Genomic DNA, 14424 nt, shown 5'->3' with positions numbered 1-14424 from the left:
GTCCTCTTTAATCTTGAGTTCGTAGTGCAGGCCTGTGGCGGCTAACTCCAACTCAAAGCCGAATTTTTCCGATATCCAAGTGCTTAGCTGTCTTTTTTTGCGTTGGTCTAATGAGTTTATAACCATTGGGAGGTTTTCTCCTTTATGGTCTACTTCACCTACCTGCAGGTCTTGATGCCTATAAAAGCGTTCTGCGGATGCACGCAATGGGCCAAGATATCGGACGCCGCTAAACAGCTTCTTAAAAGATGCATCGGCTGCTTCTAAAATTTTCTCTAGGTTTTTAATTGTTAGATGATAAAAACAGGTTTCGGCAATAAATTCACCGGAAGATAAAAGACTCTCTTGGAATTTTTTATCGTTTCGAAATATCTTTTTCAAATCAGATATCAACACGTCTGGCGAGTTGATATAGAGGTCTTCAACTTTTTGGCCGATGGTTTTGCTTGAGTTTGACGCGTAAGGTTTGAGGAAGCTTACAAGGTTTTTAGTTGCAGCGATCGGAATGGCTTTTTCATCCAGATATCGGACGAGGCGATCCGAACCATCTTTAGCTTCTCGGGTTCCATAAATTTTTGTGGGGATTAAGCTGCTCTTTGTCAGCATGATCAAATCACTATAAGTGTGCTCGTCAACAGCTACACCACATTCCTCGTCATCCGCGCCCCACAAGTACTGGCGGGTTGTAACTTCTAGTTTTTCGGTAGTGGTGTATTTTATCACGATCTCGGTGTTGTGAATTCTTATTACTGAGCTTGATACTACCTGTGTGTTGTGGTTTTTTAATCCAATTGATATGTCAGTGGCAAACGTTGCTGAATTAGAGAGCCGCTGCTGGTCATGCCTAGCACTAAAGTCTTGAACTATTATTCTTTCTGGGTGGGATCGATCAACGTCAAGCACTGATTTGAAGTCGAAGAATATTTCGTCGGCTCCGTCGTGCGTAGCAGTACTTAAATCTCCAAAGTCAACAAAAGCTCCGTACCATAGAATAGGAGATCGAGTGTTGGACTCTACCGACTGACGCAGTAAAGGATATGTGCGTAAAAAGGTACTCTTGCCGCAGCTGTTCTTCCCAACAAAAATGTTTATTTTTTTTATTGGTATTAGCTGCTTTTTACTTCCAAAGCTGCGAAGGTTTCGAACGCCAAACGATTCTATATGGCTCACGGGCGGTATCCGATATTTTGGCTAAAGCATGCGAGGTAATTAATTGCCAGTGATATTAATACATGTGGCGTGGTTTCTAAGATGCTTTCAGTGCGGTAACTAGCCATATACTGTCCTTGTTGATTGCTGTGCCCGAAATCAAAACGCTAACAAAAAGCCATTACGTTGTCGAGCAAGGATGATTCTACGTTCGGCTGTTCTATCAACTCGATGGTAAGGTTGCTCGGGCGCTGAGGCTGAAAGTCTCGATTGTTCTTGATAAATTTGCCGATACCGACTCACATTTTGAGCTGTCTTTGCGGTCGCAGCATGCTTGAGCCGACCCCCAAGGGCATTTAACAGGCTGATCCAAATCGACTCGTCATAGACGTGCTGACCATCAGGCCAACCGAGTGCTGCTTTGTCAGCAACTGGCGAGGCGGAGATGAGCGCACGGGCCCCTTGCCTGTTTTGGGCTTACTACGCTGCCGTCTACGGTGTTACAAGTCATGTATCAACCCTTGACACAAAACCTTGGCAAAGGTCTGTCGAGTTCTTTACGATGCCGCCACCTGATTCCTTGAAGATCATCAGTCGGCAAAGCGCATCTCCCGCGTTTCACCCATCAACAACGCCTGATTACGCTCAGTCACCTCACGAATGTAATCCCACAACAGGGTGATCCGCTTGAGCTTGCGCAGATCCTCCCGGCAGTACATCCAGAACTGCCGGGTGATGTCGATCTCCTCCGGCAGCACCGGCAGCAATCGCGGATCCTGCGCGGCGAGGAAGCACGGCAGGATCGCCAGCGAGCGCCCCTGCTGTGCGGCGACGTATTGCGCGATCACGCTGGTGCTGCGCAAGTTTGCGCTGGCGCCGGGCAGCACGTTGGCCAGGTAGAGCAGCTCCGAGCTGAACGCCAGGTCGTCCACATAACTGATGAATTGATGCTTGCTCAAATCGGCCGGGCGGCGGATCGGTGGGTGTTTGTCCAGATAGTCCTGGGTTGCGTACAGCTGCAAACGGTAGTCGCAGAGTTTGCAGCAGACGTACGGCCCGTGCTCCGGCCGCTCGAGGGCGATGACGATGTCGGCCTCGCGCTTGGACAGGCTGATGAAGTGCGGCAGCGGCAGGATGTCCACCGAGATCGCCGGGTAGGCGTCGACGAAATGGCTCAACTGCGGGGTGATGAAGAAACTGCCGAAGCCTTCAGTACAGCCCATGCGCACGTGTCCGGAGAGTGCCACGCCCGAGCCGGAAACCTGCTCGCAGGCCATGTGCAATGTGCTTTCGATCGACTCGGCATAACCGAGCAAGCGCTGGCCTTCAGTGGTCAGGACGAAACCGCTGGTGCGGGATTTCTCGAACAGCAATGTGCCGAGCGCCGCTTCCAGCGAACTGATCCGTCGCGACACCGTGGTGTAGTCGACGGCCAGGCGTTTGGCGGCGGTACTGGCCTTGCGGGTGCGGGCGACTTCGAGGAAAAACTTCAGGTCGTCCCAGTTCAGCGAGCCTAGCGAGGTGATGTTTTTTTGCATGATGGTCGGGCTTATATGTGCGTTCTTATTAGAAGTTTGCACATCTATACTCCAAAAACAGTCCGACAACCAATTCGTGACACACGCCTCATCTCAAGGCGAACCTTTCGCCTTGGCTCCTACGATAAAAACAAGTTCTGGAGACCAGCATGAACGCATCGCTTACGCCCAACGACACCACGCTGCAAAAGGTCAAACTGCTGATCGACGGGGAATGGGTCGAGTCGCAGACCACCGAGTGGCACGACATCGTCAACCCGGCCACCCAGCAAGTGCTGGCCAAGGTTCCGTTCGCCACCGCCGCTGAGGTCGATGCCGCTGTCAGCGCCGCGCAGCGTGCCTTCCAGACCTGGAAGCTGACCCCGATCGGCGCGCGGATGCGCATCATGCTCAAGCTGCAAGCGCTGATCCGCGAGCACTCCAAGCGCATCGCCGTGGTCCTGAGCGCCGAGCAGGGCAAGACCATTGCTGATGCCGAAGGCGATATTTTCCGTGGCCTGGAAGTGGTCGAGCACGCGTGCTCGATCGGCACCCTGCAAATGGGCGAGTTCGCCGAGAACGTCGCCGGCGGCGTCGACACTTACACCCTGCGCCAGCCGATCGGCGTCTGCGCCGGCATCACGCCGTTCAACTTCCCGGCGATGATTCCGCTGTGGATGTTCCCGATGGCGATCGCCTGCGGCAACACCTTCGTGCTCAAGCCGTCGGAACAGGATCCGCTGTCGACCATGCTGCTGGTGGAACTGGCCATTGAGGCTGGCGTTCCGGCGGGCGTGCTCAACGTCGTTCACGGCGGCAAGGATGTGGTCGATGGTCTGTGCACGCACAAAGACATCAAAGCCGTGTCTTTCGTCGGTTCGACCGCTGTCGGCACCCACGTTTATGACCTGGCCGGCAAACACGGCAAACGCGTGCAGTCGATGATGGGCGCGAAAAACCACGCTGTGGTACTGCCGGACGCCAATCGCGAGCAAGCGCTGAATGCCTTGGTCGGTGCCGGTTTCGGTGCCGCCGGGCAACGTTGCATGGCCACGTCGGTGGTGGTGCTGGTCGGTACCGCAAAACAGTGGCTGCCAGACCTGAAAGCGCTGGCGCAAAAGCTCAAGGTCAACGCCGGCAGCGAGCCGGGTACCGATGTCGGCCCGGTGATTTCGAAAAAAGCCAAGGCGCGGATCCTCGAACTGATCGAAAGCGGCATCAAGGAAGGTGCCAAGCTTGAACTGGACGGTCGCGACATCAGCGTGCCGGGCTACGAGCAAGGCAACTTTGTCGGCCCGACCCTGTTCTCCGGGGTGACCACCGACATGCAGATCTACACCCAGGAAATCTTCGGCCCGGTGCTGGTGGTGCTTGAAGTCGACACCCTCGATCAGGCGATCGCGCTGGTCAACGCCAATCCGTTCGGCAACGGCACCGGCCTGTTCACCCAGAGCGGTGCGGCGGCGCGCAAGTTCCAGACTGAAATCGACGTCGGGCAGGTCGGCATCAACATCCCGATTCCGGTACCGGTACCGTTCTTCAGCTTCACCGGCTCGCGCGGTTCGAAACTCGGCGACCTCGGCCCGTACGGCAAGCAAGTGGTGCAGTTCTACACGCAGACCAAAACGGTCACGGCGCGCTGGTTCGATGACGACAGCGTCAACGACGGCGTAAACACCACCATCAACCTGCGCTGAGGATTCGATCATGAAAATCGCATTTATCGGGCTGGGCAACATGGGCGCGCCGATGGCGCGCAACCTGATCAAGGCTGGCCACTCGTTGAACCTGGTCGACCTGAACAAAACCGTGCTGGCGGAACTCGAGCAACTGGGCGGCACCATCCGCGCTTCGGCCCGCGAGGCGGCGGAAGATGCCGAACTGGTGATCACCATGCTCCCGGCGGCTGTGCACGTGCGCAGCGTCTGGCTGGGTGAGGAGGGCGTGCTCGCCGGCATTCGCCAAGGCGTGCCGGCGGTGGATTGCAGCACTATCGACCCCCAGACCGCCCGCGACGTTGCAGCGGCCGCCGCCAAACACGGCGTGGCCATGGCCGATGCGCCGGTCTCTGGCGGCACTGGCGGCGCGACCGCCGGGACCCTGACCTTCATGGTCGGCGCCACCCCGGAACTGTTCGCCACCCTGCAGCCGGTGCTGGCGCAGATGGGCCGCAACATCGTCCATTGCGGTGAAGTCGGCACCGGCCAGATCGCCAAGATCTGCAACAACCTGCTGCTGGCGATTTCGATGGTCGGCGTCAGTGAGGCGATGGCGTTGGGCGATGCGCTGGGGATCGACACCGGCGTTTTGGCCGGGATCATCAACAGCTCGACCGGCCGTTGCTGGAGTTCGGAGATGTACAACCCGTGGCCGGGCATCGTCGAAACGGCGCCGGCGTCGCGCGGTTATACCGGCGGGTTCGGTGCAGAACTGATGCTGAAGGATTTGGGGCTGGCGACCGAAGCGGCGCGGCAGGCGCACCAGCCGGTGGTGCTCGGCGCGGTGGCGCAGCAGTTGTATCAGGCGATGAGCCAGCGCGGTGACGGTGGGAAGGATTTCTCGGCGATCATCAACAGCTATCGCAAGCCGCAGTAATCGCGATCAGCCCTTGTGGTGAGGGGATTCATCCCCGTTGGGTTGCGCAGCAGCCCCCTGGATTGTGTCAGGCAAACCGAGTGCTCAGGGGTTGCGACTGCTGCGCAGTCGAGCGGGGATAAATCCCCTCGCCACAGGTTTTAGCAACGCCGGGACATTTGCCGGGAAATCACGTCGGGTGATTTCCCGGCTTTTTTGCATCAGGCGAAGACGAAATATTTGCGCACGGTCTCGACCACTTCCCACGTGCCTTTCATGCCCGGCTCAACGACGAAGATATCGCCGGCGCGCAGGTGGATCGGCGCCATGCCGTCCGGGGTGATCACGCAGTAGCCTTCCTGGAAATGGCAGTACTCCCACTTCACATAATCGACGCGCCACTTGCCCGGCGTGCAGATCCAGGTGCCCATGATCTTGCTGCCGTCTTCGCTGGTGTAGGCGTTGAGGTTGACGGTGTGCGGGTCGCCTTCGAGTTTTTCCCATTTGCAGGCGTCGAGTACCGGCAGCGGGTGGGTGTCGCGCAGAACGGTGATAGGGGCGGTCGCGGTCATGGGGACTCCGGGCAAGTGACTTGAGATCGAAGTCGCACCCTATAGCGCCCGGGTGTCGTTCAGTTGTCTGGGGTCGACATCGGAGTGCTCAGAAACGCGCGCAGCGGTGAGCGCTTGTAACAATGCCTGGGCATAACCCGGCAGCGCGGCGAAGTCTCTCGCGCAGAGCAATAACCTGCGACGCGCCCATGGCTCATTCAGAGTCACGCACTTGAACTGCTCGAGCATCGCGCGTTGGACAGCGGCCAACGGCACGATGGCCAGGCCGGCACCACGGGCGACCATGCGCATTGCGCCATCAAAGCCATCGGCGCGAATGCGCACCTGCATTCGCGCGCCGCTGTGCAGCGCCTGTTCCTCCAGATAGATCGCCAGTGCGCTGTCGGCGCTGAGTCCGACAAAGTCGTGCTGCAACGCGTCGCTGAAACTGACCTCGGCGGCGTCAGACAACGGGTGATCGAGCGGCAGAATCAGCACCAGCGGATCGTCGCGGAACGCCTGAGTCTGTAAGCCGTTGGTGTCAACCGCGTCGGAGACGATGCCCAAGTCCGCTGCGCCTTCGCGCAAGGCATGGGTGATCCGCGCGCTGGGCAGTTCCTGTAGATCGATGTCGAGATTGGGATGGATGCGCAGGAAATCCGCGAGCACTTCCGGCAGGTACTCGGTGATCGCCGTGGTGTTGCACAACAGCCGCACCTGGCCTTTGACGCCTTGCGCATAATCGGCAAGGTCCTGCTGCATGCGTTCGGCCTGTTGCAAAAGAATGCGCGCGTGGCGGGCGAGGGCTTTACCGGCCGGCGTCGGGGTGACGCCACGGCGGCCGCGCTCGAGGAATTCGGCGCCCAGCGAGGCTTCCATCGCGCGGATTCGAGCGCTGGCGGCGGCGAGGGACAAGTGGCTGCGGGCGGCGCCGGCGGTGATGTTGCCGGTGTCGAGGATATGCAGGTAGAGGCGCAGGTCGGTGAGGTCGAAGTGCATGGGGTTTGCCTCTGATTTTTATGGTGTCTGGGCTGGCCCTTTCGCTGGCAAGCCAGCTCCCACAGGTTTCTTGTTGCTCTCTAAATGGATGAACAACCGAGATTCTGTGGGAGCTGGCTTGCCAGCGATGAGGCCAGATGCATCACTGTAAAGATCAGCCTCTTGCAAAGGAAGAGGCTGCCTCAGTATATGGCAGATTTTCCCCCAGCCCGGATCAGTGCACATTACCCCAATGCACACACTGACCGACTTCTACCAAACCCTCGGCCTGACCCTGTCCGTTCTGGTCATCGCCACCTTCCTCCTCGCCGGTACGGTCAAAGGCGTGATCGGCCTCGGCCTGCCCACCGTCGCGATGGGCCTGCTCGGTCTGGCTATGGTGCCGGCGCAGGCAGCCGCGCTGTTGATCATTCCGGCGACCCTGACCAACCTCTGGCAACTGGCCTTCGGCGGTCATCTGCAAGGATTGATCAAACGCCTCTGGCCCATGCTGCTGCTGATCTTCCTCGGCACCGGCATCGGCACCCTGTGGATCGGCATGGCCGGCGGCCATTGGGTGGTGCGTGGACTTGGCGCGGCGCTGCTGCTGTACGCATTGAGCGGACTGTTTCTGCCGACTTTGCACGTCAACCCGCGTCATGAACGCTGGCTCGGCCCGCTGTGTGGGCTGATCACCGGCGTCATCACCTCCGCCACCGGCGTCTTCGTGATTCCGGCGGTGCCGTACTTGCAAGCGTTGGGGCTGAGCCGCGATGAACTGGTGCAGGCACTCGGCCTGTCCTTCACCGTCTCGACCCTGGCGCTGGCGCTCGGGCTGTTCTGGCACGGCGCACTCGGCGGTGGCGAATTGAGCGCCTCGCTGCTGGCGCTGATCCCAGCCATGCTCGGCATGTGGCTTGGCCAATGGTTGCGTCAGCGCATCAGTGCGATGCTGTTCAAGCGCGTGTTCTTTATCGGACTGGGCGCGCTCGGCGCCCATTTGCTGATCAGCGGCTAGCCGACGATTCGCTGAGCATGTCGATCGGGCGGATATCGAAATCGCGCTCCAGATAGTCCATGCGCCTAGCGAAAAACGCTTTCATGTGCGGCAATGCCGAGTGCTCATCCAGATGCGCCTGGCTGGCCCAGATCTCGTAGAAGATAAACAGCGTCGGATCCTGCTGGTCGCGCAGCATGTGGTACTCGATGCAGCCCGGTTCGGCGCGGCTCGGCTCCACGTAAGCACGGAACAGCGCTTCGAATTCGGCGGCTTTTTCCGGGCGGGTCTTGGCGTGCAGGATGAAACCCTGACGTTCACTCATCACAACTTCCTCGAATGCAGAAAGCGCTGAATGCTACGGCAACAATTGGCGATCAATTCGTGCGTTTTGGTCAAATGTATTTTGCGTCGATGTGGCTGTTTCCGCGCGAGATCGATGGTTAATCTGCCGCCATTCCAATTCCTGTTTCAATCCAGCCTTGAAGGCTGCGCCGAGGTTTTCCGATGAAGAAAGTGCTGTTGCTCAATGGCGGTAAAAAATTCGCCCACTCCGATGGCCGCTACAACACCACCCTGCACGAAACCGCGCTGAGCGTGCTCGATCGCGGCGGTGTCGACGTCAAGACCACGTTTATCGACGAGGGCTATGACGTTGCCAAAGAAGTGGCGAAATTCCTCTGGGCCGACGTGATCATTTATCAGATGCCGGGCTGGTGGATGGGCGCGCCGTGGACGGTGAAAAAGTACATCGACGAAGTTTTCACCGAAGGCCACGGCAGCCTGTACGCCAGCGACGGCCGCACCCGTTCCGATGCTTCGCAGAAGTACGGCAGCGGCGGTCTGATTCAGGGCAAGCAATACATGCTGTCGCTGACCTGGAACGCGCCGCAGCAAGCCTTCGATGACCCGACTGATTTCTTCGAAGCCAAAGGCGTGGACGCCGTGTACTTCCCATTCCACAAGGCTAACGAATTTCTCGGCATGACCGCGCTGCCAACCTTCCTCTGCGTCGACGTAATGAAGCGTCCGAACATCGACAATGATGTAGTGCGCTATGAGCAGCATCTGACTGAGGTGTTTGGCCTCAAGGCTTGATGGGTTTCGGGCTACTATCCGGGTACAGCAAAAGATCGCAGCCTGCGGCAGCTTCTACAGGGGGCATGGCTACAGGCTGCGATCGGCGATTCCAGCGAGGACACCCGTGAAAGCCAGATCCGATGAGTTGCAGATTTTCGTCTGCGTGATCGAGTGCGGTTCGATTTCCGCCGCCGCCGAGCAGGTCGGCCAGACGCCGTCGGCCGTCAGTCGCACGCTGTCGAAGCTCGAAGCCAAGCTCGACACCACGCTGATCAACCGCACCACCCGGCGCATGGACCTGACCGAGGAGGGCAAGTATTTCTTCGAACAGGCCAAGTTGATTCTCGATCAGATGGATCAACTCGAAGAGCGTCTGTCTTCGCGCCAGCAAACTCCGTCCGGACGCCTGCGCATCAACGCCGCCTCGCCGTTCATGCTCCACGCCATCGTCCCCTACATCGACGAATTCCGGCAGCTGTACCCGGACATCCAACTCGAACTCAACAGCAATGACCTGATCATTGACCTGCTGGAACAAAGCACCGACGTCGCCATCCGCATCGGCACCCTCGCCGACTCGACGCTGCATGCGCGTTCGCTCGGTTGCAGTCCGTTGATGATCGTCGCCAGCCCCGCTTATTTGAAAAAGCACGGCGCGCCACGCCAAGTGGCGGATTTGAGCGAACACACGCTGCTCGGCTTCACCCACAACGAAGGCCTCAACCAATGGCCGCTGCGCTATGTGCACGGCGACCGCTGGCCGATCAGCCCGGCAATCAGCGCTTCCAGTGGTGAGACCGTGCGCCATTTGGCGCTGGAGGGGCAGGGCATCGCCTGCCTGTCGCACTTCATGACCATCGACGACATCCGTGCCGGGCGCCTGAAAGTCCTGCTCGGCGAATTCAACAGCGGCTACCGCCAGCCGATCAACGCCGTGTACTACCGCAACTCGCAACTGGCGTTGCGCATTCAGTGTTTCCTCGACTTTATCCAGGGCAAACTCGCCGCCTACGCCAGCGCCGAATTCAAGGGCTGATTCGTGATCCCTGCGCAAGAGTGAATTGGCCGAGGGCGGGTTTTTCGCCTGAGTTCATCGGCCGATACTCGCTGCATCACTTATTCACGCAGGGAGTTACTCCATGAACGTATTCGTTACCGGCGCGGCCGGTTTTATCGGCGGTTCCATCGCCACCGGCCTGGTGCAGGCCGGGCACAACGTCACCGGCCTGGTGCGCAGCGCCGAGCAGGCTGATGAGCTGAAAGCACTGGGCATGAACGCGGTAATCGGCACCCTCGATGACAGCCAATTGCTGGCGCAACAGGCCCGCGCTGCCGATGCCGTCATTAACGCTGCCAGCAGCGACCATCGCGGTGCGGTGGAAGCGTTACTCGACGCTTTGCGTGGCTCGAACAAGGTCTTTCTCCACACCAGCGGATCGAGCATTGTCGGCGATGCTTCCGGCGGCAAATCCAGCGACGACATTTACTACGAGGACAACCTGCCGGAACCGACTGTCGACAAGGCCGATCGCGTAGCCATCGACAACCTCGTGCTCGCGGCGGCGCAGGATGGCGTGAACTCGGCGGTGATCTGCAACACCCTGATCTACGGCCACAGCCTGGGCGTCAACCGCGACAGCGTGCAACTGCCGCGACTGCTGAAACAGGCGCGCAAAAGCGGCGTCGTTCGCCACGTCGGAACAGGGCAGAACATCTGGTCCAACGTGCACATCGAAGACGTCGTCGCCCTGTATCAGCTGGCGCTGACCAAAAACGTGCCCGGCACTTTCTACTTCGTCGAGAGCGGTGAAGCCTCGTTCATCGACATGACCACCGCCATGGCCGAAGCCCTCAATCTGGGCGAACCGCAAGACTGGCCATTGCAAGACGCCGAAGCCGAATGGGGCTATGAAATGGCCAACTACGGCCTCGGTTCCAACAGCCGCGTACGCGGCAAACACGCCCGGGAACTGCTGAGCTGGACGCCGAAGCGCACCTCGGTGGTGGAATGGATTCGTAACGAAATGGTGTGATGGGTCTTTGAACCCCGTCGGGCTTTGCTATCGATCAAATGAACGGCCGCCTTTGGGTGACCGTTTGTATTTCTGCCTTTGCGCTCGCATGTCACCCGACTTAAGGTGCCTTGAATCATCGACAGGTCGGCAGGTTCGGGAATGGTTGATCGTTACGAGGCAGAGGGGGCACAGGGCAGTTTTCAGGCCGGCTCGGATGAGCAGGTACTGAGCAACAAGCTGGGAATCAGTGATCCTGAAGAGATGGATGACGCCGAGCTGACTCTGCTGGAAAAACTTTACCAGCAGGTTCTGATCGAGCGTTTACCGGCACGGTCAATTATTGTTCAGGACTTGAGGGATTGGCATCGGTACTGGCTGGGCAATATCTATCCTTGGGCGGGTGAAATACGGGCGGTCAACCTTGGCAAAGACGGTTTTTCTTTGCTGCGGCCCCACAGATTCCGCGCTTGTTAGAGGGTTTTGAGAAGGAACGCCTTGCTGAATTCACCCCGTGTAAACCTGATCTTGATGAGAACCTCATTCACGCCATCGCCGTAACGCATGTGGAATTCATTTTGATTCCTCCATTCCGGGAGGGTAATGGACGGTTGTCCAGATTACTTGCAGACGTGATGGCGGTGCAGGCGGGCTATGTTCCGTTGGATTACAGCAGTTGGGAGCGAAACAAAGAGGCTTACTTTGCTGCGATAAATCAAGGCCTCAACTGCAACTACCAGCCAATGGAATATTGGGTCCGGCGAGCACTGTGGGCTTGAGAGAAGCCTACCTGGCCAATGCGAGGTGTTGGAATTTGCCGGATTTGGCCTTGAGCTTGCGTTCGATCATATCGACACTTTGGCCGGTCTCGATCGCTGTGGAGCTGGCGATTGAGCGGATCAGGGCGTCCTGGGTCAATTTTTTTCGGTTGCGACGTACGATGGCCATGGCGTGATCCCGGGTAATTACCTTGAGTGAGTATAGCGCTCGTTCGAAGCGTCGACATACTCGGTTCAAGAGGTCGACAGCGTTCTGTCTGGAAGGGTGCGATCAAAACCGTGGGAGCGAGCCTGCTCGCGAAAGCGGTGGGTCAGTCAATGCAGATGTTGAATGTGAAGCCGTCTTCGCGAGTAGGCTCGCTCCCACAGAGTTAAGTGGAGATTTGAAATGCCATGAAAATCCCGCCCTCCGATTTTCATTAATCACGACACCCCATATCCATCAGCGACACCTCTTGTCTCTCCACGAAAATTACTTTCATGCGGTTTGAAATCTCGATCTCGAAATGATTTATGAGTTTCACAACCCATTCGAACGTGACCCTTTCGAGGAGTACCGCATGACGCCTTCCCTCGGCTATTGGCTGCTGGTTTACGCCGCTGTGGCCATCATCGCGCTGATCGTGTTGATCGCCCGTTACCGGCTCAATCCGTTCATTGTCATCACCCTGATTTCCCTGGGCCTGGCGCTGGTGGCCGGGATGCCGGCGTCGGCTGTGGTCGGTGCGTATGAGGCCGGAGTCGGCAAGACGCTGGGGCATATTGCGCTGGTGGTGGCGTTGGGAACGATGCTCGGCAAGATGATGGCCGAGTCCGGCGGCGCCGAGCAGATGGCGCGCACGCTGATCGAGAAATTCGGTGAGAAGAACGCGCATTGGGCGATGGTCTGCATTGCGTTTCTGGTCGGCTTGCCGCTGTTCTTTGAAGTCGGTTTCGTCTTGCTGGTGCCAATCGCTTTCACCGTGGCACGCCGCGTCGGCGTGTCGATTCTGATGGTCGGGCTGCCGATGGTGGCCGGCCTTTCGGTGGTGCATGCGCTGGTGCCGCCGCACCCGGCGGCGATGCTCGCGGTGCAGGCCTATCAGGCCTCGGTCGGGCAGACCTTGCTGTACGCGATCGCCATCGGCATTCCGACCGCAATCATCGCCGGGCCGCTGTACGCCAAGTTCATCGTGCCGCGCATTCAATTGCCGGCGGACAACCCGCTGGAAAAGCAATTTCTCGACCGCGAACCGCGCGACAAACTGCCGGGTTTCGGCATCACCATGGCGACCATTCTGCTGCCGGTGGTGCTGATGTTGATCGGCGGCTGGGCCAACCTGATTTCCACCCCCGGCAGCGCGTTCAATCAATTCCTGCTGTTCATTGGCAACTCGGTGATCGCGCTGTTGCTGGCGACTTTGCTGAGCTTCTGGACGCTAGGGATTGCCCAAGGTTTCAACCGCGAATCGATCCTCAAGTTCACCAACGAATGCCTCGCGCCCACCGCCAGCATCACCTTGCTGGTCGGCGCTGGCGGCGGCTTGAACCGGATTCTGGTGGATGCCGGCGTTACCGATCAGATCGTCGGCCTCGCTCACGAATTTCACCTGTCGCCACTGATCATGGGCTGGTTGTTCGCTGCGCTGATGCGGGTTGCCACTGGCTCGGCAACCGTGGCGATGACCACCGCATCGGGCGTTGTCGCGCCGGTGGCCATCGGTCTGGGTTATCCACATCCTGAGCTTTTGGTGCTGGCGACTGGCGCGGGCTCGGTTATCTTTTCCCACGTCAACGACGGCGGCTTCTGGTTGATCAAGGAATACTTCAACATGACGGTCGCGCAGACGTTCAAGACCTGGACCGTGCTTGAGACGTTGATTTCGCTGGTCGCTTTCGCGCTGACCGTCGGCCTTTCCTACCTGCTGTGACCGGAGCCCGCCGCCCATGGACATCCTCTACCAGATCCGCGCCCGCCAGGATTCCTTCAGTGCCGGCGAGGGCCGCATTGCGCGGCTGATGCTCGACGATGTCGGCTTTGCCGCCAGCGCCAGCCTCGAAGACCTCGCGCACCGGGCCGAGGTCAGCACCGCCACGCTGTCGCGCTTTGCCCGCACGGTCGGCTGTCGCGACCTGCGTGATCTGCGTCTGCAACTGGCCCAGGCCAGCGGCGTTGGCAGCCGGTTTCTCGACCCGGCGGGCACGCCTGAGCAGTCGGCGTTCTACGGGCAGATCGTCGGCGACATCGAAACCACCCTGCGCCAGCATCTGGCCGGTTTCGACGAATCGCGCTTCGCCGACGCAGTGAAATTACTCGGTCAGGCGCGGATGATTCACGCGTTCGGCATGGGCGGTTGCTCGACCCTGTGCAGCGATGAATTGCAGGTGCGCCTGGTGCGTCTCGGCTACCCGATTGCGGTGTGTCATGACGCGGTGATGATGCGCGTCACCGCCGCCAGTTTGAACGCCGAGCAAGTGCTGATCGCCTGCTCGCTGACCGGCATCACCCCGGAGCTTTTGGAAACCGTGGAGCTGGCGCGCAACTACGGCGCGCGCATTCTCGCCATCACTCGCGGCGATTCACCACTGGCGGAACTGGCCGACGTCGTGCTGCCGCTGCAAGGCGCGGAAACCTCGTTCATCTACAAACCGACGGCGGCGCGCTACGGCATGCTGCTGGCCATCGACGTGCTCGCCACCGAGCTGGCGCTGGCCAGCCCTGAAGACAATCAAGAACGTCTGCGGCGAATCAAACTTGCCCTCGACGAATACCGTGGCGGCGACGATCACCTGCCGCTGGGAGACTGA

The 14424-nt window shown here is 58.9% G+C and carries 16 protein-coding genes; 10 read left to right on the top strand and 6 right to left on the bottom strand.

Annotated features, from left to right (window positions below; genetic code table 11):
- Both J5M66_RS25160 and J5M66_RS25155 read right to left on the bottom strand, forming a co-directional pair.
- On the bottom strand, positions 1-1170 hold a 1170-nt coding region (locus J5M66_RS25160; protein WP_207817510.1), incomplete at its 3' end, for an AAA family ATPase.
- 569 nt (positions 1171-1739) lie between these two features.
- Positions 1740-2687: a LysR family transcriptional regulator gene (locus tag J5M66_RS25155; protein WP_016771799.1), complete on the bottom strand. Its 948-nt coding sequence runs from the start codon at positions 2685-2687 to the stop codon at positions 1740-1742.
- Between the two features lie 149 nt (positions 2688-2836).
- On the opposite strand from J5M66_RS25155, the gene J5M66_RS25150 reads away from it, so the two are divergent.
- Both J5M66_RS25150 and mmsB read left to right on the top strand, forming a co-directional pair.
- A complete protein-coding gene (locus J5M66_RS25150) occupies positions 2837-4363 on the top strand; it encodes a CoA-acylating methylmalonate-semialdehyde dehydrogenase (RefSeq protein ID WP_122707617.1) in 1527 nt (508 codons plus the stop codon).
- 10 nt (positions 4364-4373) lie between these two features.
- Positions 4374-5261 (top strand): 3-hydroxyisobutyrate dehydrogenase, encoded by an 888-nt coding sequence (gene mmsB, locus J5M66_RS25145; protein WP_016770578.1) that lies wholly within the window; start codon positions 4374-4376, stop codon positions 5259-5261.
- A 200-nt stretch (positions 5262-5461) separates the two neighbouring features.
- Here the strand turns inward: mmsB and J5M66_RS25140 are convergent, their stop codons facing one another.
- Positions 5462-5812: a cupin domain-containing protein gene (locus J5M66_RS25140; protein ID WP_016770579.1), complete on the bottom strand. Its 351-nt coding sequence runs from the start codon at positions 5810-5812 to the stop codon at positions 5462-5464.
- 39 nt (positions 5813-5851) lie between these two features.
- Positions 5852-6790 (bottom strand): LysR family transcriptional regulator, encoded by a 939-nt coding sequence (locus J5M66_RS25135; protein WP_207809206.1) that lies wholly within the window; start codon positions 6788-6790, stop codon positions 5852-5854.
- A gap of 232 nt (positions 6791-7022) precedes the next feature.
- On the opposite strand from J5M66_RS25135, the gene J5M66_RS25130 reads away from it, so the two are divergent.
- Positions 7023-7787: a sulfite exporter TauE/SafE family protein gene (locus J5M66_RS25130; protein ID WP_207809207.1), complete on the top strand. Its 765-nt coding sequence runs from the start codon at positions 7023-7025 to the stop codon at positions 7785-7787.
- On the opposite strand, the gene J5M66_RS25125 is transcribed toward J5M66_RS25130, so the two are convergent.
- Entirely contained in the window at positions 7777-8091 is a 315-nt protein-coding gene (locus J5M66_RS25125) for a putative quinol monooxygenase (protein ID WP_071174334.1), read from the bottom strand. The genes J5M66_RS25130 and J5M66_RS25125 overlap by 11 nt on opposite strands.
- A 182-nt stretch (positions 8092-8273) precedes the next feature.
- Here J5M66_RS25125 and J5M66_RS25120 point away from each other — a divergent pair, with 182 nt between their 5' ends.
- The 5 genes from J5M66_RS25120 to J5M66_RS27080 all read left to right on the top strand — a co-directional run bounded on the left by J5M66_RS25120 (position 8274) and on the right by J5M66_RS27080 (position 11637).
- Positions 8274-8864, top strand: coding sequence for an NAD(P)H-dependent oxidoreductase (locus tag J5M66_RS25120; protein ID WP_207809209.1), 591 nt, complete (start codon positions 8274-8276; stop codon positions 8862-8864).
- A 106-nt stretch (positions 8865-8970) separates the two neighbouring features.
- Complete coding sequence (locus tag J5M66_RS25115) at positions 8971-9882, top strand: LysR family transcriptional regulator (RefSeq protein ID WP_071174336.1); 912 nt, start codon at positions 8971-8973, stop codon at positions 9880-9882.
- Between the two features lie 103 nt (positions 9883-9985).
- Positions 9986-10879, top strand: coding sequence for an NAD-dependent epimerase/dehydratase family protein (locus tag J5M66_RS25110; protein ID WP_207809212.1), 894 nt, complete (start codon positions 9986-9988; stop codon positions 10877-10879).
- Positions 10880-11020: 141 nt separating this feature from the next.
- Positions 11021-11335, top strand: coding sequence for a hypothetical protein (locus J5M66_RS27085; RefSeq protein WP_241196140.1), 315 nt, complete (start codon positions 11021-11023; stop codon positions 11333-11335).
- Positions 11329-11637 (top strand): Fic family protein, encoded by a 309-nt coding sequence (locus tag J5M66_RS27080; protein ID WP_243433018.1) that lies wholly within the window; start codon positions 11329-11331, stop codon positions 11635-11637. Before J5M66_RS27085 ends, J5M66_RS27080 begins: the two co-directional genes overlap by 7 nt.
- A gap of 7 nt (positions 11638-11644) precedes the next feature.
- Here the strand turns inward: J5M66_RS27080 and J5M66_RS25100 are convergent, their stop codons facing one another.
- Positions 11645-11806: a hypothetical protein gene (locus tag J5M66_RS25100; protein WP_016771791.1), complete on the bottom strand. Its 162-nt coding sequence runs from the start codon at positions 11804-11806 to the stop codon at positions 11645-11647.
- 391 nt (positions 11807-12197) lie between these two features.
- Between J5M66_RS25100 and J5M66_RS25095 the strand changes: the two genes are divergently transcribed.
- Positions 12198-13547: a GntP family permease gene (locus J5M66_RS25095; protein WP_123443404.1), complete on the top strand. Its 1350-nt coding sequence runs from the start codon at positions 12198-12200 to the stop codon at positions 13545-13547.
- A gap of 16 nt (positions 13548-13563) precedes the next feature.
- Positions 13564-14424, top strand: coding sequence for a MurR/RpiR family transcriptional regulator (locus J5M66_RS25090; RefSeq protein ID WP_207809215.1), 861 nt, complete (start codon positions 13564-13566; stop codon positions 14422-14424).

The sequence above is a fragment of the Pseudomonas sp. 67(2021) genome, assembly GCF_017491835.1.
Lineage (GTDB): Bacteria > Pseudomonadota > Gammaproteobacteria > Pseudomonadales > Pseudomonadaceae > Aquipseudomonas > Aquipseudomonas atacamensis.
This window is presented reverse-complemented; position numbering and strand designations above follow the sequence as displayed.

Coding starts and splice junctions, on each gene's coding strand:
- J5M66_RS25155 (WP_016771799.1), bottom strand. CDS start 2,687: ATGCAAAAAAACATCACCTCGCTAGGCTCGCTGAACTGGGACGACCTG.
- J5M66_RS25150 (WP_122707617.1), top strand. CDS start 2,837: ATGAACGCATCGCTTACGCCCAACGACACCACGCTGCAAAAGGTCAAA.
- mmsB (WP_016770578.1), top strand. CDS start 4,374: ATGAAAATCGCATTTATCGGGCTGGGCAACATGGGCGCGCCGATGGCG.
- J5M66_RS25140 (WP_016770579.1), bottom strand. CDS start 5,812: ATGACCGCGACCGCCCCTATCACCGTTCTGCGCGACACCCACCCGCTG.
- J5M66_RS25135 (WP_207809206.1), bottom strand. CDS start 6,790: ATGCACTTCGACCTCACCGACCTGCGCCTCTACCTGCATATCCTCGAC.
- J5M66_RS25130 (WP_207809207.1), top strand. CDS start 7,023: ATGCACACACTGACCGACTTCTACCAAACCCTCGGCCTGACCCTGTCC.
- J5M66_RS25125 (WP_071174334.1), bottom strand. CDS start 8,091: ATGAGTGAACGTCAGGGTTTCATCCTGCACGCCAAGACCCGCCCGGAA.
- J5M66_RS25120 (WP_207809209.1), top strand. CDS start 8,274: ATGAAGAAAGTGCTGTTGCTCAATGGCGGTAAAAAATTCGCCCACTCC.
- J5M66_RS25110 (WP_207809212.1), top strand. CDS start 9,986: ATGAACGTATTCGTTACCGGCGCGGCCGGTTTTATCGGCGGTTCCATC.
- J5M66_RS27085 (WP_241196140.1), top strand. CDS start 11,021: ATGGTTGATCGTTACGAGGCAGAGGGGGCACAGGGCAGTTTTCAGGCC.
- J5M66_RS25100 (WP_016771791.1), bottom strand. CDS start 11,806: ATGGCCATCGTACGTCGCAACCGAAAAAAATTGACCCAGGACGCCCTG.
- J5M66_RS25095 (WP_123443404.1), top strand. CDS start 12,198: ATGACGCCTTCCCTCGGCTATTGGCTGCTGGTTTACGCCGCTGTGGCC.
- J5M66_RS25090 (WP_207809215.1), top strand. CDS start 13,564: ATGGACATCCTCTACCAGATCCGCGCCCGCCAGGATTCCTTCAGTGCC.